Raw genomic sequence first — 23863 nt, 5'->3', positions numbered from 1 at the left:
GCGACCAATCATCGCCACGGATTTGAGGACGGCACGTTAACCGTCGCTTTCAGCAGGCGGAGGGTGATGCGCAATCCTACCTAGCAGGCGCGTTGGAAAGATTGACCGCACCTGTTGGCATCCTGGCAGCATCGCCGACGTCCACTGCCGTGGCCGTGCCAGCCATCAGCGGCTTGGCCCCATCGCCCAGCACGATGAACGCGGCCCAATAGAACGGGTGCGAGGTGCGCGGATCGTCCATCAGCTTCTGCTCCGCCTCCATCAGCGCGCCCGCCAGCGGCTTTCCGGGGGTGGTGTCGATCATCCCGGCGATCAGCCGCTTGGTGGCGTCGAAATCGTCCGGCACCGGCCAATGGCTCGCCACCACCGACCGCGCCCCTGCGCCCACAAAGGCACGCACAAGGCCATCGAGCGCATAGTTGCCACCCGTGGCCACCCCCGCCTCGAGGCTGGCAGAGACGCTGGCCATGCCTGCGGTATCGCAGGCGGAAAGGATGACGAGATCGGCGTCGAGCTTCAGGTCGAAGATCTCGCGGAACGACAGCAGACCGTCTGACCCCTGATCGCCGAAGCTGGTGACGAGTGCCGGGCGCGCCGGGCAATCCGCGCGGGGGGCAGTGACCAGCCCGTGCGTGGCGAAGTGCAGCACGCGATACTGATTGAGTTGCGGCGCACCAAGCAGGTTGGAATCCGAAAACGCCTTGTCGGTCAGCACCATGCTGCCCGGCCCCATGCGCTTCTGCGCGAACAGCAGTTCGTCGGACGAGATCGGATGCTGCCACGTGGCCAGCGGCCAATCGCATTCGTCCGCCACCGCAGCCACAGGGCGAGCCTGAGGAATGGCGTTGTGCCCAACGCCCAGATAGGGACGCGCGGCATGGCTGGGAGCCAGCTTGCGGATGTCGAGGAACCCGCGTGGGGAGACAGCGATCGAAACCTCGCGGTTGCGGCCCAGCCACTCCACCCCGGTGAAGTCGAACGGGTCGGCATCTGCCGCCTCGCTGCGCTTCAGGTAATCCGCCACGCCCTTGTCTGCGGTGACCAGCACCGACGGGGGCAGTTGCAGCATCGCCGCATCGGGTTCGAAGATCAGGTGCCTGACCGGAGGCAGCGACGCATCGACCGGGCCGAACAGCTTCACATAGAGCTTGCGAGAAAGCTCGACGTCGAACGGGTAGTTCACCTGGCGCCCGTTTTCGATCTTCACGATCGAATCCCGCAGCGCCTGCACCTGCCTGCCCAGTTCGCTCCGCGTCAGATCGACCTTATAAGCCCGTGCCGCACCGCTATCGACATAGAGTGCGTAGAGATCTTCATCGACGGCGATCAGCTTGTAGTAGGCCTCGCCCGGACGCAGCGCCTGCTGCAGTTCGGTGAGCGCCACGCGCTGCGGGGCAAGCACCTTGTAGCGCGGATAGGCCGAAAGCGTGCTGACCAGCGCGGTCTGGTCCTGCCGCAGCGAATCCAGCAATTCCTGCTGGCGCTTCAACGAATCCGCTTCGCGATCGGTCGGCGCGGCAATCGCAGACAGGCGGGCGACTTCCACCTCCGTGCGCGCAATTTCGCGGCTGCGCGCGACAGACAGGCGGAACATGGCGGAGGCGTCGTCATTCCCTTCGGAAAACTCGCGCGCCAGAACCGCCTGCGTCTGCGCCACGCCGGGCCGCTGCAGAACCTGCGCCGCCGTGAACAGGTCGGCGGCGGCTCCCGAACCGGTATCGGCCGAAAGGACTGCGAAATAGGGACCGAGCAGATCGCGCAGCGAAGCGCCACTGTCCGGGATCGCGGCACTTTCATCGATGACAGATGCAAACAGGGTGCGCGCTCCGGCGGCATCACCATTGCGGGCAAGGAATGCCGCCTTGCGCGCCCGCGCCGTCAACAGCGCGGGTGATTGCGGAAAGGCTTCGGCAAGGATCGCGATGGCCCGGTCGAACGATCCGGATGCATCGGCCTTGTGCCCCTGCGCCTCCGCCGCGAGCGCCAGTTCTATGGCGATCTCTGACTGGAGCCAGCGGGTGGAGATGACACGACCGCCATGGATTGCCTGCAACTGCCGATCTGCGGTGGTCAGCGCGCCGCGCGCGTCATCGAGCCTGCCCTGCGTCCGCGCGGCAGCCCCCGTGAGCGCCAGCGCCTGCGCGTCGAGAATGGCGGCGCGTTCCGCCGAAGTGAGCCCCGGATCGATTCCGCCCAACCGCTTCAGTGCCGCGTTTTCGCGATTGATCTGCTCGGCCAGCGGCAGATCGATCTCGCCTACGGCCAGCTTGGCCAGGTCGAAGCTGGCGGCAACTGGCTCCACTGGCGTGGCCAACGCGGCAATGGCCCCTTGCGGGTCCTGCTGGTTCAGCTTGTCGATGGCGCGATAGTTGCGCAGCAGGCGCTGGGTCAGGCCGTCGCCCGGCCGGAGTGCGCGGCTGCTCTCTTCGAAAAGGCGTGCAGCCGTGCCAAATGCGCCAAGGTTCGATTGCTGGAGCCCCTCATTGGCCAACGCCTCGGCCAGCGCCGTGCCCTGTGCCGCACGGCTGCGTGCTGCCAGTGACTGGAAGAACTCGGCACTTTCCGCAAAATGGCCGCCATTGTTGCGCAGATAACCTTCGTTGCGCGCGCCAAGCCGGTCAAGCTGACCGGCCTGGATGCGGGCCAGCGCGGCAGGGTCCGAAACTTCGGTGGTGGCGACATGGATTTCGCCCGGCACGGGCTTGTCCGCAAGAACGCTCGCCAGCGCAAGGCGCAGCACCGGATCGTAGCCCGAGAGGCCCTCGACCACCCAGGTCACGCCATCGCGCCGGACGAGGTAGCGACGATAGTCCACGCGCGTCTGCTGGTCACGGCAGGCCTGCGCCAGCACCGCACCGACCTGCTCAAGTCTGAACGGGGCGACTTCGCCGCAGGCCAGTTCCTTCACGCCCATGCCGTTCGGCACGGCACCCAGTGGTGCTTCGCGGTGCAGGGCCACAAGCGAACCGACCGCGCCCGCCGCGTCGCGACAGGTCAGGCGATAGGACCGGTCGAACATGCCGGACAGCCGATTGTCGTCTGCCGCGTTCTGCGCGGTGCACAGCACGCCCGCATTGCCGACGCGGAACGAATTGCGGACCGAAAGCGGCTGGCCCTGCGCCCATGCCGGTGCGAATGCCGTGGCAGCGGCAAGGAGGGCCAAGGAGAGCAGGCTTGCGCCCGAGGACAGACGACGGGTCACTTCTGCTCTCCCTGCGAAGGCGTTTCCTTGCCCTTGCCCAGCCCCATCAGGCCGGGGTTGCCGCTGCCGGCAACGGGCTCGTCGATCTCCACCAGCGGATCGAGCGGGCCGGTGTTGATCAACGGCATAGGCGGCGCGATCGGGCCACTGCCTCCTGCATCCCCTGCAGCGGGCGGCTGTCCCTCGCCATCGTCATCATCCGATACGAGATCGGGCGTGTCTTCCAGGCCCGGATCAGTCAGCACCGTGATCTTGTCACGGAACGAAGGATCGGGGAAGGTTTCGCCACAAATGATCGACGAGATCAGACAATCGTTGAGCCGGCTTTCGCCGCCGAACAGCGCAAGATCGTTGCGCCCTTCACGGAACGCCCTGAACGCATCGCGCCCTGCCAGGTCGGTCGGCGACGAAGCGAAGCGCCCGTTCAGCACCACAGTGATCGGCGTGGACCGGGTGGCGCTGATGCCGAACGTACCGAGCGGCACAAGCAGGCCTGCCGGATCGATGAAGGTGCCGGTGTTCTGGACATAGAAGGTTGTGCCAACCTGCATGTCGAAGGCGCCCGCACGCAGAACGGCTCCGTCACGGGGACTTCCCGATCCTGCGTCGAGATCCTGGACGAAACCGCTGTAGAACGGATCGTTGGCCAGCCTGTCCAGAACCGTGCCCGATGCCACGTGGATGTGGTCCGCGTTGATCCGCAGTGTGCCGGACAGCGCGCCATTGATGCCCTGAACGGCAAGGCTGCCGGTGCTTGAATCGAGTTCGAACTGGCCGGTCAGGAACTCGAGGGCGTTCGTCGGACGAAAGCCCGTGGCGACAACGTTGCCCGTGATCCGGATCGATCCGGTCGGCCCAGTGCGGAAGCGGACGAAGCCGTTGGGATCGTCGATCGTGCTGCCCGCATCGGGGCCGGTCACGTCAAGGTTCCCGATGCGCATCGATCCACCCTGGACCGTGAGCGAGCCGCTGTTGATCAGGCTCCATTCACCGTTGTCGAGGGTGTATCCCGTTCCGGTCAGTCCATCGCCGATCAGCATTGGGCCTGCGGCCCCTGACTGCAGCACGATCTTGCCGTTGACTCCGGCATTAAGCCCGCCCGGCTGCGATGCCCCGACCGGCGCCGCCAGGATATCGATGTCGGCGGAACTGATGGCAATGTCCGGCGCCTGCCATTGCTGCGCCACGGTTACCAGGCCACCGCTTTCAACGTAGACGGACTGGCTTGCCGTGCTCCTGCCGATGCGGACACTGCCCTGTGACGCCGCCGTGAAAGCGCCGGCATTGAAGCCCGTGAGCCGAATGGCTCCCCCGGCTCTTTGCGGCGCAACCGCGAACACCGCGTCGTAATCGAACGCGCCCGGGCTGCCGCCCAGGGCCGCCATCTGGTTGCCTGCCATCAGCACGCGACCATTGTCGGCCGTGAACAGCGTGCCGTTGAAATGCCCGGAAAGGACCGGGCCATTGATGATGATGTCCTGCCCGGCAAGGAGCGCGATGTCTTGCCCCACAACCAGGTTCGACGAAAGACTGTTGCCCGCCGCAAGCAGGACATTGCCGCCGGCGACAACGTTGACCGTCCCGATGGACCCGCCTGACGAGGCGATTTCCACGTTGCCTGTGGCCCGGATCGCGCCGGCCGAGACATCGCCGGACGATGTTGCGACGATCGCCCCGCCAGACTGCATGAAACCGGCGGCAATGCCGCCGCTGCCTGCGGCAAGGGTCACGCCTGTCGCGCCATCCAGCGATCCGTTCAGCGCAATGCCATTGCCAGCCGTGATCGATACTGCCCCCGTGGTGGCCGTAACCGTCCCGGCAGCCAGCGTTCCGGCCGATGTCAGCGCAACCGACGATCCGCGCAGATTCCCAAGGGCAAGGGCGTTGCCGGAAACGGTGACCAGACCATCAGTGCCGATGCCCGCAATGGCCACATTTCCTGTCGCACTGGCGCTGACATCCCCCGTAGCGCTGAGCACGCCCGTGTTGAGGATGCCTGCGGCACGCACGTCCACGCCGTTGACGGCATTGATCTGAAGCGTCGACAGCGTCCCCGCCGCATTCAGGACGACATTCGCCGCGTTTACCGCACCCAGGCTGACATCAACGCCCGTCGCAACCAGATCGCCATCCGTCTGCACCGTCCCCAGCGACAGGTTGCCCGTTGGATCGAGCGTTACAAGGCTGCCACCGGTCACCGTCAGCGATGCCCCCGTAAGCGCGCCCGCAATGGTCGTGGAAAGCGTTCCATTTGTCAGCGAAACCGCGCCAACCGTCGTGTCAGCCCCGCTGGTGAGCTGGAGATCGCCCCCGATGACGGTCAGCGAGCCAGCGTCGAGCGTGCCGACCGAGGCAAGCGCAACCGCGCCGTTCTGCGCAACCAGGTTTCCAAGCGAAAGCGCGCGGACGCTGCCAACCTCGATGTCGCCCGCATCCGCAGACAGCGCGCCAAGCGCGGTCGTTGCCGCGCCCTGCACCCTCAGCGCAACCGTCCCTAACGTGCCCTGTGCGTGCAGATCGCCCGCCACGACAGACCCCGCCGAGATGAGCGAGAGATTGCCGCCTGCCGCATCAATCGGCCCGGACGCCGCGAAATTGCCGATCGAGAAGAGCGTGACATCGCCCGCAGCACTGGTTCCCGCACCCATCGCAAGATTACCAGTGGCGTTGACCGACAATCCCGACCCCGCCGCCAGATCGTCGACGGCGATATTCCCTCCAGAGGTGAGCGTGACGGAACCTGCAGCGGATCCGATCGCACCGGCAGAAAGCCCTGCAGCCCCGGCATCGATCCTGATCGCGTCTCCGGCGGTGATGGACTGACCTCCGAATCCGGACAGCGTAACCGCCGTGAATTGCCCGGCCGTGACCGGACCGTTGAGCGTTATGCTGCCGGCCGTTCCAACGGGTGCCGCCGCAAAGACCGCGTTGAGATCATACGTGCTGGAAAACGGCGCACCGCCCAGGCTGGACATTGATTGGTCCGCCAGCAGAACGCGACCGGTCGCACCGATCCCGCCAAGCGTCTGGTTGCCGGTGGAAAGCACCGCAATGTCGCGACCGCCCAGCGTCCCGGCCGATATCGACGAACCACCGAACACCGCGAGGTCACCTGCGGCCTGCGCATCGCCCAGGGCAATCGCACCGTCGGACTGGACCGTGATGTCATAGGTCGCAAGGCTGCTGCCCAGCGGGCTGACAAGCCCCGCCGAAAGCGCCCCGGTCGTCACGCTTGTGACCGAACCGATGGCGATGGCATTGCCCACCGTCACGTTGCCCGTCGTCACGCCACCGTCGCCAAAGATGGTCGCCGTGTCCGCCGCGCCGATCGCTCCCGTGGTCAGCACTCCGCCGCTCGAAAGGAACGCGTTCGAGCCCGTTGAGACATTGCCAACGGTGAGGTCATCTGTCGCGCCAAGTCCGACGAGACCACCAGCGGTCACGTTGGCAAGGTTCATCGTCGTGCCGGCCGAGCCGTTTATCTGCCCGGCGGCAACAAGATTGCCCAGTGCCACCGCGCCAGCTGCGCCGATGGACAGGTTGCCGCCCGATTGGAACGAGGCATTGGCGATCAGGTCCTGCCCGGTGACCAGGTTGACCGATCCCGTGCCGAATAGGACACCGGGTGTTCCCGCCAGAGGCCCCGCATCGATCCAGTTGCCGCCACTGATGTTGACCGCCGCCGCCGTCAGCCCGCCATTGGCGCTCTGCAGCGAAAGCGATCCCTGCGTGTCGAACGAGAAGCCACCGCTGATCGTGGCCAGCCCGTCCTGCAGCTGGATGGCAGAAGCCGGTCCGGTAAGCGTTGGCGTGCCGGTCGAGGTGAAGGAAAGAGTTGTCGCCGATACATCCGCACCGCTCAAGGTGAAGCGGACGGAATTGCCGAGATCGGTCTGCGTACCATTGGTGCTGCCAAGACCACCCAGCGCGCGCGCATAGAAGGTGAGATCCTGCGCCACGAGCGACCCACGTTGCGTCGGCTGCCCGGAACGATTGGTCACCACCAGTGCCGCGGCGGCGAGCGACGTTCCCGTGGGAACAGGTCCGCCGACGAAGGCATCCCCCCCTGCTCCATCGACCAGACCGACACCACCGAACCCGGCCGCACCGTCGGCAAAGAATACACCTGCGCCGTTGATCGTTACCGGCGATCCCCGCACCAGGAGCACGGTTCCGCCGCCACTGCCATCACCGCCTGCGCCCCCATTACCTTGGATAGGCCCAGTACCACCGCTTCCGCCAGTTCCACCGTTGCCGTCCGCGATGACAGTCACGCTGGTAAAACTGGCTGACCCTGTATTCAGGGCCCCGGTATCGACATGGCTTTGCGTGCCCACCTGGACGCCGCCGCCTACAGCGGAACCACCGGCGCCGCCGTTGCCCCCGGTGCCAACGCTGATCACCGATACGCCGTTACCGCCGAGCCCGCCAAAGCCGCGGGCATGCGCGGTCACATCGCCGAGGTTGAGCACGCCATTGCCCGCAGCGCCGAGGATCGAGACGAGCCCACCAAGTCCGTCACCGCCCTTGCCGCCATCGCCCGAGATGCCGTTGCCACCGTCGCCGCCAAGGCCGTTGGCGCCCACCTGAACGGTCGTGCCATTTATCACTGCAGCGCCGCCAAGGTCATTCAGCGCCGCGATCACGAAAGTGCCGCCTTGCCCGTTGCCGCCCGCGCCGCCGACCAATCCCTGGCCGCCGATGCCATTGGCTGTACCGGTCAAATCCTGCAGCGCCAACGATCCGTTGCTGGCGCTGACAAGGACATCGCCGCCCAGCCCGTTGCCACCGGTGCCGCCCAGCGCACCGAAACCCGATGCGCTGATGCTGGTCGCGCCGCCGTTGGTGATCGAACCGCCGTTGCCGCTGTTGCCAGCCCCTTCGCTGCCCGCGGAAAGAAACACCGAGCCGCCTGCGCCATCGCCGCCAATGCCGAGCGGTGACCCGAAGTCTCCAAGGCCGCCGTTGCCATCGGCCTGCAGCGAAATGCCATTGATGATCGAAGCTGCGCCGCCGGTGGAGATGAAGCTGCTGACGCCGCCGGTGCCCACGCCACCCTTGCCCCCGGCATCGGCGTTGCCACCACCAAAGGCAGAGGTGATCAGGGCGGCCGAGGTGCTGCCCAGCGTTGCGCCCGTGCCCAGGTTGATGCGCGCATCGCCGCCTTGCGCGGCCCCGGCAATGTTGGTTCCGAACGCACCACCGCCATAGGCAACCGCCGCCATGGAGAGCGTGCCGGTGTTCAGCGCAAAGCCCGATCCTGCGATCACCAATGAGCCGCCCGAGCCGGCCCCGCCAACGCCGACCAGCGAGTTGCCGCCGCGCGAGATGGCAGACAGCGTCAGGTTTCCGGCAGAAATGCTGTTCCCGGTGGTCGCTGTCGTCGAGCCGATGAAGATCGCACCGCCCTGCCCCGCGCCACCGTCGAACGCGCAGGTGATGCATCCAAGGCCACTTGCGCCGATCCCGTCTGCCGTCAGCTGAGCGTCATTGGTCACCTGGAAGGTGGAGCCGCCCACCTCGGCCAGGATACCGATGGTGCCACCCGTGCCGTTGCCGCCCGAACCACCATTGGCGGGCACGCCCGGTCCCACGCCCGGCGCGCCCGCCGCGCCGCCGTTGCCCGATGCATCAACGGTCAGCGCGCCGAGCGTCGTCGTTCCCGTGGGCGCAACGCCACCCACCAGTCCATTGCTGGTGAAGTTCGCCGTGCCGCCCTGCCCTCTGCCGCCGTTGCCGCCGTTGAAGCCATTTCCAACATCGTCCACCCCACCGATGCCGCCCGCACCGCCCCGCCCGAAGGCATTCACGGTCAGCGTCCCGGCCGAAAGCGTTCCGTTCGAGGTCGAACCGTTGAAGTTGAGCGTGCCGCCCTGCCCATTGCCGCCGTTGCCACCGGCGATGTCGGGACTGATCGCATCTCCGCCTGCTCCGCCGACGCCGCTGACATTGATCGTCGAATCGAACAGCGCGATCAGCGATCCGCCTGCCGCGTTGGACTGCGCGTCGATCGAAACGGTGCCGCCAATGGCACCACCGCCGTTACCGCCATTGGAGCCGACGCCACCAGCCCCGTTGGCGCCCACGTTGGCACCACCTGTAAAGCTGACCGAACCGTTGTTGGCGACGATCTGCACCTGACCGCCATGCCCGGTGCCGCCCGTTGCCCCGAAAGGTGCCGCCGAACCACCAAACCCGGCGGCGCTGACGAACACGGGTGACGACCCTCCAAGGGTTACGTTGCCGGTCAAGGCCGAAATGATGGCATTGCCACCGGTTCCTGCCCCGCCCAACACCTCTCCGAAACCGCCCTTGCCCTCAGCCGTTACCGAGGAATCGGCGGACGACTGGATCGTGCCGCCCGTCGATAGCAGTTGCGCCGTACCGCCCTGGCCCGCGCCACCGTTGTCGATGCCGTCCCCGCCAGTGCCCGAAGCCAGCACGAATATGCTCTGCCCCGATAGCGTCCCTGCCCCAGCAGAGACCGTGGCGGTGCCACCCCGGCCGAGCGATCCGTCACCGCTGAAGCTGTCGGCCGCCAAGCCGCCTGTTCCGCTGGCTTCCACGTTGATGATGGAGGCCGAAATCCCGCCGCCGTTGCCGCCGATCGAAATGGCCGCGTTGCCGCCGATCCCGGTTCCGCCCGCTCCCGTGCTGAAGTAATCGCCACCTTGGGCATTTGCCGTGACAGACAGGATACCGGTGGTCAGTTGCGCGCCATCATCCAGCGCGGCAAATGCGATCCCGCCCTGTCCGTTGCCCGCGGTCACGTCGGTGCCCGATCCGCCTGAACCGGCAGCGGACATGAACACATTCGCCACCGTCAGCCCATGTTTGCCGCCGGAAAGCGACAGCGTCGCCTGCCCGCCCTGCCCATTGCCGGCCAGGCCGGTGTTGGCCGATGCGCCGGCACCCACGACGCTCATGTTCACGTCGCCGCCAATGGTAATGGTCTGCGCCGTGGCGCCCTGGATCGAGAAGTTGACCGCGCCACCCGTACCATCGCCGCCGGACTGGTCGGTAGGCAGTGTAGCATTGCCGAACCCGCCGATGCCCTCGGCCGTCATCGTCACGCCGCCGCCAACGTCGAGTGCGCCAGCCCCGGCAAGACCGAAGAAGGTCACGTTACCGCCCGTTCCCGCACCGCCCGCAAAGCCGGCAGGGAAAGCGCTGCCACCACTGCCGCTGGCGTTTGCGGTTATTCCACCGCCCACCGTGATGGTGGACCCGCCATCATAGGCCAGAAGCACTGCGCCACCGGTGCCCGAACCCGCGTTTGCAGACGTGGCGGAAGTTGGGCCACCCTGTCCTTGCGCGGTAAACGCCAGATCGCCCGTAACGTCGAGCGTGGAACCGTTGGTCAGACCGAGATAGGCCGTCCCTCCGGTGATCGAAGCACCTTCGGTAAGGCCGCTGCGGTTTGCACTGATGAAGACGCTGCCACCGACAGTCAGCGACCCTTGGTTGAGATCGAGCGTGGCCTGCGATGTGTCAGACGGTGCGCCGGTAAAAACCGCCGCTGCGTCGCGCGAGATCACGGACAGGTTGCCCGCCACCGTCATCGTGGAACCGGCTCCGGAAACCAGCACATGCGCGGCATTGGTATCGGGCGATCCGGGATGGACCACGCCCGCGACCGAAAGATCTGAACCGAAAGTCGCCGTCTCGCCGGGGCCGACGCCGACCACGGCATTGCCACTGGCCACCGCCGCAAGTGCCGAGTTCGACGTGATCGCGCCGATGCGGATGTCTGCCTGCCCGGTGCCTCCTCCGGCAGAGGCCGTGTTTCCGACAGCGCCGCCCACGATGTCCTGCCCGGCCGACAGCACCACGGTGTTGCCCACCACGTTGGCCCCGCCTGCCACTGCAAAGCCAAGCTGGCTGCCCCCGGCAATGGCCATCGTGATCGCGGTATTCTTGGGCACGGCAACCATGTAGATGCCCTGCACCACCGTGCCGCCCGCGCTGGCGACATTGGTGATCGTGCCGCTGTTCGAGATGACATTGCCGGTCGCGCTGGTGCCGCTGTCGACCTGAATGTTGTAAAGCCCGTCGGGCGAGAACTGGATCGTCGCCGCATCGGCCGCCACCAGCGCCGCCGAACCATCCACGCTGATCGCACCATCCTGCACGATCCGCGGCGCGACCAGCGCGACATAGGCGTTGGCGGCCGAACCTACCGACGAATTGATCTGCGCCCCCGCCTCGACGGTGACCGAAGTCCCCGCCTGCGCGGAAAGGAACTGGTAGGTGCTGCCCGACCCGAAGTTTCCGGTCGCCGCGTCATAGGGGATGTCGGACGTGGTCAGGACCAGGTTGCCGACGTCGAACACCGAGGTCGACCCGATGATGATGCCGCCCGGCGTGTAGAAGAACACCGTGCCGCCGCGCGTGGCAGGCCCACCGGCCGCTGACTGGATTTCCGAAACCGTGCGCCCGTCAAAACGGATGGGCCGGTTCAGCACGGGATTGCCCGAAGCATCGACCGGGATCACTCGGTTGAGCACGGCGAAGTCTGCGGTGGACCCGGCATTGTTGTGGAACGTGGTGGTCGTTCCGTTCGGCTGGAACAGGATGGTGCCGGTGCCGCTGGTATCGGTGGGTGTCCAGTTGATCACCGACTGCGGACTGTTCAGCGTCACGTCGGTGGTCGTCAACGTCGCGAAAATGCTGCCGTTGGCCGGGTTGGTGAAAGTGCCGGTTCCTTGCAGGGACTGCGCGTGTGCGGCAATGGCCCCTGCCGCCAGCGTGGCGGCGATGGCCAGCGAAGAGGCCGTCCACGTCTCCTTGCGGCTCCGCTTGCGTACGGTCGGCTTGGGCAGGTTGGAACCAGTCGCGGCCATCACAGGGCCCTCCACGGAAGCAGGCGTGTCGTCAGTGTCAGCAGGAAACGGGCATCGCTCTTGCGCGCCTGCAGTCCCGCCGCGCGCAGCGGCACGGCCAGTGCGGCATCAAGCCGGAAGCGATCGCTCAGCTCGGCGCGAACGCCGCCGCCGGCAGAATAGAGCCGGTCATCTGACGGTCGTCCGTCAAGCGTGACCTTGCGCCCGCGGTTCCAGGCCCAGGCCGCATCGAAGAAGCCATAGGGCTGCAGATGCACGCCCTCGCCCGCGCGCAGGCGGGGGCCCCGCAGTTCGGCGGAGAAGCCGACGCCGCTGTCACCGGAAATCTCGCCCGGATCATAGCCGCGGCCAACGGTGTAGTTGCCCGCCGAGAACTCCTCGAAGCTCTGCACCGGACCGAAGGCGATCTGGCCGCGCGGATGAAGCGCGAAGGCGACGTTGCCGAAGGCGTGCTCCAGATCCATCTCGGCCCGCACCACGGTGGAAGTCGGCGATCCCGAAAGCCGCGCTGTGGGCGTGGCGAGCAGGCAGCCGAGGCTGAGGCAAGACCGCGTCGCATCGAGGATATCAAGCCCCTGCCGCAATTCCAGCGACGAGGAATAGCGCCAGCGCGGCTGGGAATGCGCCAGATCCACCGCATCGGTATCCAAGCGCAGCCAGCCGACTCGCACCTTGTCACGGGTCAAGGGCGCGATCAGCCGGACGTTCTGCGTCACCAGGTCAAGCCCGGCGGACAGCCACAGGTTGCGCCGCTGCGACCGGATCACGGGATAGCGCGCATAGAGACTGCCGAACGAGGTGCGCGCCTCAAGCTTTGCGCCACCCCCCACGGGGCCGATGTCGGGCTGCGTCCAGGCGTAGGTGAACTGGCCACCCACCACCAACCCTTCGCGGCCGGGGCGGAACTCGTGGCTCGCCTGCAGGATGTGCTGTTCCTTGAAGTCGGCTGTCGCATAGTAGGACAGCGTCGTCGCATCGCCCATGCCGGTGATGCCGAACAGCTGCGCACGCACCTGCCCGCCCCAGCGGCCCGTTGCCCGGCTGGCGAGGTTCTGGACGTTGAGATCCACGGCATAGGGCTGCCGCAGCACGGTCACTTCGCCGATCAGGTCACCCGGCGCGGTCCCAGCGGGCCGCAGCGTGAGCTGCACATTGTATCCCGGCAAGTCACGGGCAAGCAGCAGGTAGCGCTCGGCCTTGTTGCGGTCGAAAATCTCCTCGCCGCCCAGATGCTGCAGGTACTGCTCCAGCTTGCGCTGCGCGCCTCGCGTTTCGCCACGCGCGCGCACCGCCGTGACACGGGCATAGAGCACTTCCATCTGCACGTGGCCGTTCTCGATGCGCTGCACCGGCACCTGAACGGCCGCCAGATAGCCCTTGTTGCGCAGGATCGTGCCCGCAGCATCGCGAATGTCGCACAGCACGGAAATTGGCTGCGGCTGACCGGACAAGGGCTTCCACGCCTGCTCCAGGTCCTGCGGCGTCGCACCCTTCAGGTTGTTGAACACCACATCGGCAATGTTGACCTTGATATCGGCATAACGCGGATCGGCCAGCGGACAGGGCGAACGCTCGATCCCGCCCTCGATCTTAAGCTGCGGCGCAGCCGCTTCAGGCGCAGGGGCCGTGATACCGCGCAATTCGTCGCGCGTCGGAGCCGCAACCTGCGCGTGAACGGAACTAGCCATCGAAGCCAAGGCAAGCAGGCACACCGCCAGCGCCGAAACCGGCTGACGTCCCCCCCCAAGGTGTACCACATTCGTCATTTCTGCCCCCGCCGTCGTGTGCTGCGACGCGGCCCGTATTCTTATCGTTGCCCGCGGCCTAGCAAGTGCGCGCGATCACTGTCAAACCACTTTGGAGATATCACGAAAAACCATTATTATCATATGCTTCAGTCACGAAGCAAAAATTGTCGTGAATTTCCAAAACCGCATTGGCACCTTCCACGCAAAAGGCGCGCAGGTTTCCCCGCGCGCCCTCCGAAATGGTTCAATCTGGCACAGGCAGCAGGTCAGTCAGCCGCCCCGTGGCAGTGCTTGTACTTCTGCCCGGATCCGCACGGACAGGGCGAATTCCGGCTGATGCCCGTGCCGGCATAAGGGTCTGCCCCGCCCTGCCCCGGTCCTGCGGCCTGCGCCGCACCTTGGGCACCAAGCGCGCCCAGCATCGCCGCTGCGCCCGGAACCGACTGGGTATCGTCATCGCCGGTGAAGGGGTCGATGTGGCTGGTCAGGAAATCAGGCAGCTCGGGCAGCTGGAAATCTTCGGGCGGACGCATGCGGAATTCGGCGGTCATCAGGATGCGCGTCACATCCTCGCGGATCACTTCGAGCATCTTTTCGAACAGGCCGAACGCTTCCTGCTTGTATTCATTGATCGGCGTCTTCTGCGCATAGGCGCGCAGGAACACCACCTGGCGCAGCGCATCAAGCGTCGCGAGGTGCTCCTTCCAGTGGTGGTCGAGCCGCTCCAGCAGGACAGACTTTTCCAGCCCGCGCCATGAGCTTTCATCCAGGTTCGAAATCTTCTCCGCCATGTGCGCATCGGCCAGCGCGACAAGGCGTTCCTCGATCGTCTCGGGCTCCAGCTGGTCTTCCTGCAGCCAATCATCGATCGGTGCGGGAATGCCGAGCACGCCATCGACGCGCGCCTTGAGCTGTTCCACATCCCACTGTTCGGGATACGATCCCGGCGGGCAGGCATCGGCGACGATGGCGTTGATGGTGTCGGCACGCATGTCCTCCACCACTTCACCGATCGTTTCGGCATCCATGATGTCGGCGCGCTGTTCGTAGATCACCTTGCGCTGGTCGTTCATCACGTTGTCGTATTCGACGACCTGCTTGCGGATGTCGTAATTGCGCGCCTCGACCTTCTTCTGCGCGGTCTCGATCGCCTTTGATAGCCACTTGGAACCGATCGCCTCGCCATCGGCGAGGTTCGAATTCATCATGCGGGCAAACAGCGTATCCGGCCCGAAGATGCGCAGCAGGTCATCCTCAAGGCACAGGTAGAACTTCGACAGGCCCGGGTCACCCTGACGGCCCGAACGGCCGCGCAGCTGGTTGTCGATGCGGCGGCTTTCGTGCCGTTCGGTGCCGATCACGCACAGGCCGCCGGCGGCCAGCACCTTGGCCTTTTCCTCTTCGATCTCGGCGGCGATCTTCGCAATTGCTGCTTCGCGCTCGGGGCCTTCCGGCACGTCGCGCAACTCGTCTTCCACGCGGAATTCCAGGTTGCCACCCAGCTTGATGTCGGTGCCACGGCCCGCCATGTTGGTGGCGATGGTCACCGCGCCCAGCCGGCCCGCCTGCGCCACGATATGCGCCTCCATCTCGTGGAAGCGGGCGTTCAGCACGGCGTGCTTCACGCCTTCCTTGCGCAGGAAGTCTGACAGCATCTCCGACTTTTCGATGGAAACCGTGCCAACCAGCACCGGCTGGCCGCTTTCGTACTTCTCGCGGATCAGCTTGGCGATGGCGCCGAACTTGTCGGTGGTGTTCTTGTAGAACTCGTCCTCCTCGTCCACGCGCTGCACCGGCACGTTGGTGGGAATGGTGACGACGTTCATCTTGTAGATGTCGAAGAATTCCGCAGCCTCGGTCGCTGCGGTGCCGGTCATGCCGCCCAGCTTGGGATACATGCGGAAATAATTCTGGAAGGTGATCGAGGCCATCGTCTGGTTCTCGGGCTCGATCCGCACGCCTTCCTTGGCTTCCACCGCCTGGTGCAGGCCGTTCGACCAGCGCCGGCCGTCCATCATGCGGCCAGTGAACTCGTCGATGATCACCACCTTCTCGTCCTTGACGATGTAGTCGATGTCACGCTTGAACATGACATTGGCCTTCAGCGCCTGGTCGAGATGGTGGACCACCATCGTGTTCTCGATGTCATAGAGGTTCGAGCCGACCAGCAGCCCCGCGGTTTCGAGCGCGCGCTCCACCCATTCCACGCCGTCTTCGGTCAGCGAGATGTTCTTGGTCTTCTCGTCCGCCTCGTACAGCGACGGATCGATGGTCTTCACCACCGCATCGACGGCGATGTAGAGGTCGCTCTTGTCGTCGGTGGGGCCAGAAATGATCAACGGCGTGCGCGCCTCGTCGATCAGGATGGAATCCACCTCGTCGACGATGGCGTAGTTGAACGGGCGGTGCACCATCTGGCCCCGCTCGTGCTTCATGTTGTCGCGCAGGTAGTCGAAGCCGAGCTCGTTGTTGGTGGCATAGGTGATGTCGGCGTTGTACGCTTCGCGCCGTTCGTACTCGCTCAGGTTCGGCACGATCACGCCCACGCTCAGGCCCAGGAACTTGTAGAGCTGGCCCATCCATTCCGCGTCGCGCTTGGCCAGATAATCGTTCACGGTCACGACGTGGACGCCCTTGCCTTCGATGGCGTTGAGATAGGTCGCCAGCGTGGCCACCAGCGTCTTGCCTTCACCGGTGCGCATCTCGGCGATTTCGCCACGGTGCATCACGATGCCGCCGATCATCTGCACGTCAAAGTGGCGCATGCCCAGCACGCGCTTCGATGCCTCGCGGCAGGTGGCGAAGGCTTCGGGCAGGATATCGTCCAGCGTCTCGCCCTGCGCCAGCCGGTTGCGGAAAAGCTGGGTCTGCGCAGTCAGTTCCTCGTCGGAAAGAGACTGCATCGCCGGTTCGTAAGCCGCGATCCGGCGCACGATCTTGTCGAGCGACTTGACGTAACGATCATTGGACGAGCCGAAAATGGCCTTGGCAACTGCGCCGAACATAGGCGGAATCCTGTCTGCAAAATGGGTCGAGAGCCCGCGACGCCATGCGCAGGCGGAAATCGGAAAAAAGCGAATGCGCGAGGCGCTATTCGCGGGCGCGATCGACCGAAACGATTACGCCACAGCGCGCGACGGGCGCAGGCGGAAACGCCGGAAACGCGCGTTCGATCCGGAACGCCGCCTTGGCGACTGCCGCACGCACCGGGCATTCCGCGCGTTCCTGCGCCTGCGCGCCGGCCACGCTGGCCGCCACAACCTGCGCGCGCGAGGCCGCAACCGCGTTCCCCGGCAGCGAAAGCCCGCTGAGCATGGCAAGAAGGACGAGCAGAAAGCGCATCGCGCGCCGAGATAGGCGAGCAATCCTTTCTCGTCCATGCATGAACGCGCATTTTTCTGCGCGCAAGTTCCTCTCTGTCCTCAGGGCGCCTCGACCACGGTGGAGAACATGACCTTTACCCGCCGCGCCACCGGTTGCCCGTTCGCGTCCCGATAGGGATCATACGATGCGGGCTTGTCGCAGGGGCCGTCCCCATCGGCCTTCCTTTTCATTTCTTCCGTCGCCTCGCCCTCCATGCGGACGACCTTGCAATCCGTCATCGAGCCATCGGGCTGGACGATGAAGGAGAACTCAAGCGTCCCGGCCTTGGGTGGCTCGGCCGTGCGCGGGATCACCCAGCGCACCGAACTGCGATAGGTTCCTTCCACAGGCCGGCCCTTCTTGTCCGTGGCGGGAGTAAACCGTGCGCGTTCCATGATCAGGGCACAGGATTGGGTATCGAGATCGGGCGAACCGGTGCTCTGCACGATTTCGCAACCGGTGGGCGTACCCTCTGCGGAAACGGTCAGCGCAAATCGGACAACACCCTCGCGCTCCTCGCGCAGCGCCCGCGCCGGATAGTCCTCCGTCGTGACCCAGAAACCCGGGTTGCTTGCCGGGACCGGGGCGGTGGGCTCCGCCGCCCGGGCGGCATCAGCGGCGACAAGGGCAACGCCTGCAATCGCGGGCCAGACAAGACGGATGTGTTTCTGCATCGGTCGACTATTCCCGCCGGCCCCCTTTGCCGCAATCCCGTTTTTGGCCCGTTCTTGCGAGATGTTCACCAATCCTTATCCCAAGCCATGCCATGCCCTATCCATGGCAAGGGAGGGGGCATCCGGAACCGCAGGAGGCGGGCGTCTCGTCGGGCTCGATGGGTTGCGTGGCATTGCCGCGATCTTTGTGCTGATGCTCCATTTCGATGATCTTTCCGGCGTGCGCGGGGTGTTTGCGCACGGTTATCTGGCGGTCGATTTCTTCTACATGCTCAGCGGCTTCGTGCTGGTTGCGCCGATCGAGGCGGCGCCGCGGCAGAATTCGGCCCTGCGGTTCATGGTGGCCCGTGTCGCCCGCTTGTGGCCATTGATGGCGCTGGGCGTGCTGCTGGGGATCGCCACCCATGCCTCGGCCTGGGGCTTTGCGCCGGTGCTGCCGCTGATCGCGATGGCGCTGTTCCATGTCCCGCGCCTTGATGGCAATGCCATGACCTTCCCGCTCAACCAGCCGCAGTGGTCGCTGGAAGTGGAGCTGGCCGCCAATGCCGCTCATCTCCTGCTGCTGCGCAGGCTTTCGGTCACCGGCTTGCTGCTGATCTCTGCTTCCTGCTGGATCGTCCTGCTGCCGGTCTCGCTGCGCGAAGGCTCGATGCAGCTGGGCTCGCAGGGGGACGACTGGATCTACGGGTTCGTCCGGGCCGGGTTCGCCTATCCGCTGGGGGTCGTGCTGGGCCGGCATTGCTTCACGGCAACGCGCCGGGCAACCCATTGGCTGGTTGCTCCGGCCCTGCTGCTTGCCGTCCTGCTTCTCCCATCGCTCCCCGGCCTGCCCGATGCGCTGATGGATTTGCTGGCGCTGCTGGTGTTTCCGGCGGTGCTGGCGGCCGGGGCTCTGGCAAATGTCCCGCCCGGTATCGCCCAGCGTTTCAGCTGGCTCGGCGGCATCTCCTTCCCGCTTTACGCCACGCACTTCCCCATCCTGGAAGCCGCGCACGTGGTCGGCGATACCCTGCCCCTCGCCTTGCGCGCGCCCCTGTTCCTCTGCGCGCTCGCAGCCTGCGTGTGGATCGCGCACCTTATCGCAAAGTCGCCGCTCAGCCGGGGCATTCCCCTGCCCCTCCCGCGCGTGAAGCAATTGCAGGGCGCTGCCTGACGCGCTAGGCGCTCGGCCATGTCCGACGCCGTTTCCCCGCTCGCCGTTCCGTTTCCTCCGCTTCCGGCCATCGCCGGGGTAACCCCGCGCGTCGCCCGCGCCGGCTACAAGGACTGGGGCCGTTGCGACCTGACCTATGTCGAGCTGGCCGAAGGCACGGTCGTGGCCGGCGTGTTCACCCGCAACGTCTGCTGCTCGTCTGAAGTAGAGCTTGGCAGGCAGAACGTGGCGCAGGGCCAAGCACGGGCGCTGGTGGTCAATGCCGGCAACTCCAACGCCTTCACCGGCTATCGCGGGCGTGAGGCGGTTGAGGCGATCATGGCACAAGTGAGCGCGCATCTCGCCTGCCCGGCCGAGCAGGTCTTCGTCTCCTCCACCGGCGTGATCGGCGTGCCCCTGCCCAAGGACAAGGCCCGCGCCGGAATCGAGGCGGCGCTGCTGGCCGAACCCTGCAACTGGGAAGACGCCGCGCAGACCATCGGCACCACCGACACCTTTGCAAAGGGTGCCACCGCCACTGCCATGGTCGGCGGGGTCAAGGTCACCCTCTCCGCCATCATCAAGGGCAGCGGCATGATCGCGCCCGACATGGCGACGATGCTGGGCTACATATTCACCGATGCCGCGGTCGATCCGGCAATCCTGCAGCAGTGCCTGTCGCAGGCGAATCTGCGCACCTTCTCGTGCATCACGGTCGACAGCGACACCTCCACCAGCGACACCGTGCTCGCCTTCGCCACGGGCAAGGCGGGCAATCCCGTGCTTGCCTCGTTCGACAGCGCCGGCGCGGACGCCTTTGCCGCCGCGCTGGAACAGGTCTGCCGCGAACTGGCGCACCTGGTGGTCAAGGATGGCGAAGGCGCGCAGAAGTTCATCGCCGTCTCGGTCACCGGCGCGGTAAGCGACGAAAGCGCGCGCAAGGTTGGCCTCGCCATAGCCAACTCGCCCTTGGTGAAGACCGCCATCGCGGGCGAGGACGCCAACTGGGGCCGCGTGGTCATGGCCGTGGGAAAGGCCGGCGAACCGGCAGACCGCGACCGGCTGTCCATCGGCTTTGGCGGCACGTGGGCCGCGCGCGAAGGCCAGCCGCTCGCCGATTACGACGAGGCCCCGGTCGCTGCGCACCTGCGGGGCCGGGAAATCTCCATCGAGGTCGATCTCGGCCTTGGCGAAGGCCGCGCCACGGTGTGGACCTGCGACCTCACCCACGGATACATCTCGATCAACGCCGATTACCGGAGCTGATCGCCGATGATCACGCTCTGGGGCCGCCTCAATTCGCATAACGTCAAGAAGGTGGCGTGGGCGCTGGTCGAAATGGGCCTGCCGTTCGAGCGGCGCGACATCGGCGGGCCGTTCGGCTTCACCCCCGAATACCTGGCGATGAATCCCAACCGGATGATCCCCACCATCGAGGACGATGGCTTCGCTCTCTGGGAATCGAACGCGATCCTGCGCTACCTTGCCGATCGTTATGCCCCCGCGTTCCGCAGTGAGGATGCCCGCGTCCGCGCCGCGGGGGACAAATGGATGGACCGGCAGTTCCACTTCGCCGATGCGCAGCGCGACGCCTTCCTCGGCTGCGTGCGTCACGGCAAGGACGGCACCGATCCAGTGGTTGCCGCCTCGGCCGCCGCCGCCACGCAGATGATGCAGATTCTCGAGGCCGAACTGGAAACGAGCCACTGGCTCTCCGGGCCGGACTTCGGCATCGCCGACATTCCGATGGGGGTCTATGCGCACACCTACTTCTCCCTCCCCGTCGCGCGCGCCCCGCTGCCCCGGCTGGAAGAGTGGTACGCCCGCCTGCAGACCCGCCCCGGCTATGCCGACAACGTGATGATTCCCCTGACATGACCAGCTTTTCCGCGCTCGACCGCCAGATCGCCGCGCTGATGCGGCGGGTGGCCGAAACCGCCATCCTGCCGCGTTACCAGGCGCTGGCCGACCATGAAGTGATCGCCAAGGCGGCGAACGACATGGTGACCATTGCCGATACTGAGGCCGAGGCCCTGCTGGCCGAAGGACTTTCGGCGATCCTGCCGGAGGCTGCCATCGTGGGCGAGGAAGCCGTCCACGCCGATCCCGCGCTGTCCGCGCGGCTGGACAATGGCCTGTGCTGGATCATCGATCCCGTGGACGGCACCAATAACTTTGCCGCGGGCAAGCCGCCCTTCGGGATCATCCTGTCCTTGAGCGACGGCGGGGATATCCGGTCGGGCTGGATCTATGACCCGCTGCAGGACCGCCTGTGCATCGCGCACAAGGGCCTGGGCGCCTTCGTCAATGGCGAACGCGTCATGGCGCGGCCAACCGGCCAGACTCCGCCGATCGCCGCGATCAGCACGGTGTTCCTCGATCCGGCGCAGCGCGCGCAGGTACAGGCCCGCATCGCGCCTTTCTACTCTCTCGTCGATATCCCGCGCTGCGCGGCCGAACAGTATCCGCGCCTCGTCCTGGGCGTGAACGACATCTCGGTGTTCGAACGCACCCTGCCCTGGGACCATGCCGCAGGCGTACTCTTCGTCAACGAGGCCGGCGGCATGGCTGCGCGGCCCGACGGATCGCCCTATCGCACCGACCAGCACGGGCAAAAAGGCCTGTTTGCAGCCTCTTCACCCTCACTCTTCGAAGAGTTTGTGAAGCGCGTGAGCGCCTAGATCTGACTCGGACCGCCCAAGATCCGCTTATGCTGAGCTTGTCGAAGAATCTCGCGCAACCGTAGCGCGGGCACCCTTCGAAAAGCTCAGGGTGAGCGGATGTGGGGGAACTGAGCCGACCACAACCGCCCAGTGATCCTCACTGCGAAGGGTCCTTCACCTTGAACGGGTCGGTCGGTGCGGGCTGCGTGGGCAGCACGGCGCGGGGCAGTTCCTTGTCGCTGTTGGCCGCCTGCCACAGCATCCCCGCCATGATCACCGCCGCCTGCCGCATGTCGTCGGCGCGCATGTGGTCCACCGTGTCGAGGTTGGTGTGGTGGACCCGGGTATCGTAATCCAGCGGGTCCTGGATGAACTGGTATCCCGGCAGGCCGATCGCCTGCATGAAGACGTGATCGGTCCCGCTGGTCTTGCTCACCACCAGCTTGTCCGCGCCCAGCATGTTGAACGGGCTCAGCCAGTCTTTCAGCAGCTTTTCCGCACCCAGGTTGCCTTCGCTGTAGATGCCGCGGAACCGGCCTGATCCGTTGTCCATGTTGAAATAGGCCTTCAGCTGCCCGTATTCCGCCTTGGGCGTGATCGGAAAGGCATTGCGCCACGCCACGTAGGAATCGATGCCCTTCAGCGAAGGATCAACCGGCCGCGTCGCCAGGTGCTGATCGATATAGGCGCGGCTGCCCAGCAGGCCCTGCTCTTCCCCGCTCCACAGCACGAAACGGATGGTGCGCCTGGGCTTGATGCCCAGCTTCGCGATCAGCCGCGCCGCTTCCAGCACGGTCACGCTGCCTGCGCCGTTGTCGCTTGCGCCATCGCCGGCGATCCAGCTGTCGAAATGCGCGCCGGCCATCACATAGCCTGCCTTGGGATCGCTGCCCGGAATCTCGGCCACCACGTTCTCGGCGCGCAGGTTGCTTTCGTCAAAGCGGGCGGCAACGGTGATCGCAATTTCCGGCGCGGCCCCGGTCTTCGCCAGCCGCACCAGCCGGCGATAGTCCTCCTGCGCCAGTTCGATGGCCGGCAGCGCCAGCGTCTGGCCGGGCTGGAAGTCATAGCCTTCGCCGTGCACCAGCTTGCCGTCACGATAGCTCATCTTGACCATCGCCACCGCGCCCTCGGCCTTGAGGAAAGCGGCCAGCTTGCCCTGAAAGCGCCGGGTCTTCACCTGCTGTGCCGGGGCATCGGGATCGAACACCGGCTTGGTATAGGTATCGAGTTCGGCGATCTCGGCATCGGTATAACGCTGGAAAACCGGGTCCTTGCTCTCGCTGGTCTGGCCGGGCAGCGAAACCAGCACGATCTTGCCCGCCAGCTTGCCCTTCCATTCGGCAAAGTGCTCCTCGCGAGACATCGGCGCGATCACCACCGGCGCCTGCAGCGTGCCGGCCGTCGGCGGCGACCAGGCGACCGGGATGGCCGTCAGCGGCAGCACGCGAGGCGTCACCATCGCCACTGAATAGCTGTCGAGATTCCAGCCCACGCCGAAGTCGAAGGGTTCGACATGGACATTGGCCAGGCCCCGCTGCTTCAGCAGGTCTATCGCCCAGCCTTCCGCCTTGCGGTGATTTTCGGAATTGGTGAGGCGCGGGCCGATGCGGTCCATCAGCGCGGAGGCGGTGGTCATCGCCTCGCTGCGGTTCATGCCTTCGTCGATGATCCGCGCGATCGCGGCGCTATCGTCGGCCGCCAGCGCGGCCATGGGCGCGGCGGCAATCAGGCCGGGCGCAAGCAGGAGGGCGAACCGGCGGGATAGTGGGGTCGGCATGGCAGGCAGGCTCCGGAGCAAGGGTGCAGACCCATGTCTTGCACCCTGCCCGAAGCTTGCCAACCGGCATTTGGCGTATAGTCAGATCACGCTTTCGATCCAGCCCTTCAGCTGGCTCTTGGGCGCAGCGCCAAGCTTCTGCGCGACCGCCTTGCCGTCCTTGAACAGCACCAGCAGCGGGATGGACTGCACGCCGATCTCGCCGGGAACGCCGGTGTTCTCCATGATGTCCATCTTCACGATGTCGATCTTGTCCGCCAGTTCCTCGGAAATCTCTTCCAGCGCGGGCGCGATCATCTTGCACGGGCCGCACCAGTCCGCCCAGAAATCCACCAGCACGGGCTTGCCCGCCTGCAGGACCTCGGTTTCGAAAGTGGCGTCGGTGACGGCTTTGGTCGACATGGAATGCAACTCCTGAAGGTGTGGATGGCAATCTAGGCAGGGCGCGGGCGGGTGCA

The 23863-nt window shown here is 65.8% G+C and carries 12 protein-coding genes; 4 read left to right on the top strand and 8 right to left on the bottom strand.

What is annotated here, in order from left to right; all coding sequences use genetic code 11:
- Positions 1-76: 76 nt before the first annotated feature.
- The 6 genes from POM99_RS13045 to POM99_RS13020 form a co-directional block, all read right to left on the bottom strand.
- Positions 77-3202 (bottom strand): CHAT domain-containing protein, encoded by a 3126-nt coding sequence (locus POM99_RS13045; protein WP_277278499.1) that lies wholly within the window; start codon positions 3200-3202, stop codon positions 77-79.
- Positions 3199-12045: a hypothetical protein gene (locus tag POM99_RS13040; protein WP_277278497.1), complete on the bottom strand. Its 8847-nt coding sequence runs from the start codon at positions 12043-12045 to the stop codon at positions 3199-3201. The genes POM99_RS13045 and POM99_RS13040 overlap by 4 nt, the downstream gene beginning before the upstream one ends.
- Positions 12045-13733, bottom strand: coding sequence for a ShlB/FhaC/HecB family hemolysin secretion/activation protein (locus POM99_RS13035; RefSeq protein ID WP_277278495.1), 1689 nt, complete (start codon positions 13731-13733; stop codon positions 12045-12047). The genes POM99_RS13040 and POM99_RS13035 overlap by 1 nt, the downstream gene beginning before the upstream one ends.
- Positions 13734-14059: 326 nt before the next feature.
- Positions 14060-16798 (bottom strand): preprotein translocase subunit SecA, encoded by a 2739-nt coding sequence (secA, locus tag POM99_RS13030; protein WP_277278493.1) that lies wholly within the window; start codon positions 16796-16798, stop codon positions 14060-14062.
- Between the two features lie 85 nt (positions 16799-16883).
- Complete coding sequence (locus POM99_RS13025; RefSeq protein ID WP_277278491.1) at positions 16884-17135, bottom strand: hypothetical protein; 252 nt, start codon at positions 17133-17135, stop codon at positions 16884-16886.
- Positions 17136-17215: 80 nt separating this feature from the next.
- Positions 17216-17830 carry a TonB family protein gene (locus POM99_RS13020; RefSeq protein ID WP_277278489.1) on the bottom strand — a complete coding sequence of 205 codons (615 nt, stop codon included), beginning with the start codon at positions 17828-17830 and terminating at the stop codon, positions 17216-17218.
- A gap of 61 nt (positions 17831-17891) precedes the next feature.
- On the opposite strand from POM99_RS13020, the gene POM99_RS13015 reads away from it, so the two are divergent.
- The 4 genes from POM99_RS13015 to POM99_RS13000 are packed head-to-tail and all read left to right on the top strand — an operon-like array spanning position 17892 to position 21643.
- Positions 17892-18983, top strand: coding sequence for an acyltransferase family protein (locus POM99_RS13015; protein ID WP_277278487.1), 1092 nt, complete (start codon positions 17892-17894; stop codon positions 18981-18983).
- Between the two features lie 18 nt (positions 18984-19001).
- Entirely contained in the window at positions 19002-20228 is a 1227-nt protein-coding gene (argJ, locus tag POM99_RS13010) for a bifunctional glutamate N-acetyltransferase/amino-acid acetyltransferase ArgJ (protein ID WP_277278485.1), read from the top strand.
- Between the two features lie 6 nt (positions 20229-20234).
- Positions 20235-20840 carry a glutathione S-transferase family protein gene (locus POM99_RS13005; protein ID WP_277278483.1) on the top strand — a complete coding sequence of 202 codons (606 nt, stop codon included), beginning with the start codon at positions 20235-20237 and terminating at the stop codon, positions 20838-20840.
- A complete protein-coding gene (locus POM99_RS13000; RefSeq protein WP_277278481.1) occupies positions 20837-21643 on the top strand; it encodes an inositol monophosphatase family protein in 807 nt (268 codons plus the stop codon). Before POM99_RS13005 ends, POM99_RS13000 begins: the two co-directional genes overlap by 4 nt.
- 139 nt (positions 21644-21782) lie before the next feature.
- Here the strand turns inward: POM99_RS13000 and POM99_RS12995 are convergent, their stop codons facing one another.
- Both POM99_RS12995 and trxA read right to left on the bottom strand, forming a co-directional pair.
- On the bottom strand, positions 21783-23405 hold the full coding sequence (locus POM99_RS12995; protein ID WP_277278479.1) for a M20/M25/M40 family metallo-hydrolase: 1623 nt from the start codon (positions 23403-23405) through the stop codon (positions 21783-21785).
- A gap of 81 nt (positions 23406-23486) precedes the next feature.
- Positions 23487-23807: a thioredoxin gene (gene trxA / locus POM99_RS12990; protein WP_277278477.1), complete on the bottom strand. Its 321-nt coding sequence runs from the start codon at positions 23805-23807 to the stop codon at positions 23487-23489.
- Positions 23808-23863: the final 56 nt, after the last annotated feature.

Source organism: Novosphingobium cyanobacteriorum (genome assembly GCF_029436685.1).
In the GTDB taxonomy this organism is placed as follows: domain Bacteria; phylum Pseudomonadota; class Alphaproteobacteria; order Sphingomonadales; family Sphingomonadaceae; genus Novosphingobium; species Novosphingobium cyanobacteriorum.
This window is presented reverse-complemented; position numbering and strand designations above follow the sequence as displayed.

Excerpts from the sequence above, each read along its gene's own strand:
- POM99_RS13020 (WP_277278489.1), bottom strand. The coding sequence starts at position 17,830 with ATGCAGAAACACATCCGTCTTGTCTGGCCCGCGATTGCAGGCGTTGCC.
- POM99_RS13005 (WP_277278483.1), top strand. The coding sequence starts at position 20,235 with ATGATCACGCTCTGGGGCCGCCTCAATTCGCATAACGTCAAGAAGGTG.
- POM99_RS13025 (WP_277278491.1), bottom strand. The coding sequence starts at position 17,135 with ATGCGCTTTCTGCTCGTCCTTCTTGCCATGCTCAGCGGGCTTTCGCTG.
- POM99_RS13015 (WP_277278487.1), top strand. The coding sequence starts at position 17,892 with ATGTTCACCAATCCTTATCCCAAGCCATGCCATGCCCTATCCATGGCA.
- POM99_RS12995 (WP_277278479.1), bottom strand. The coding sequence starts at position 23,405 with ATGCCGACCCCACTATCCCGCCGGTTCGCCCTCCTGCTTGCGCCCGGC.
- trxA (WP_277278477.1), bottom strand. The coding sequence starts at position 23,807 with ATGTCGACCAAAGCCGTCACCGACGCCACTTTCGAAACCGAGGTCCTG.
- POM99_RS13000 (WP_277278481.1), top strand. The coding sequence starts at position 20,837 with ATGACCAGCTTTTCCGCGCTCGACCGCCAGATCGCCGCGCTGATGCGG.
- secA (WP_277278493.1), bottom strand. The coding sequence starts at position 16,798 with ATGTTCGGCGCAGTTGCCAAGGCCATTTTCGGCTCGTCCAATGATCGT.
- argJ (WP_277278485.1), top strand. The coding sequence starts at position 19,002 with ATGTCCGACGCCGTTTCCCCGCTCGCCGTTCCGTTTCCTCCGCTTCCG.
- POM99_RS13035 (WP_277278495.1), bottom strand. The coding sequence starts at position 13,733 with ATGGCTAGTTCCGTTCACGCGCAGGTTGCGGCTCCGACGCGCGACGAA.
- POM99_RS13040 (WP_277278497.1), bottom strand. The coding sequence starts at position 12,045 with ATGGCCGCGACTGGTTCCAACCTGCCCAAGCCGACCGTACGCAAGCGG.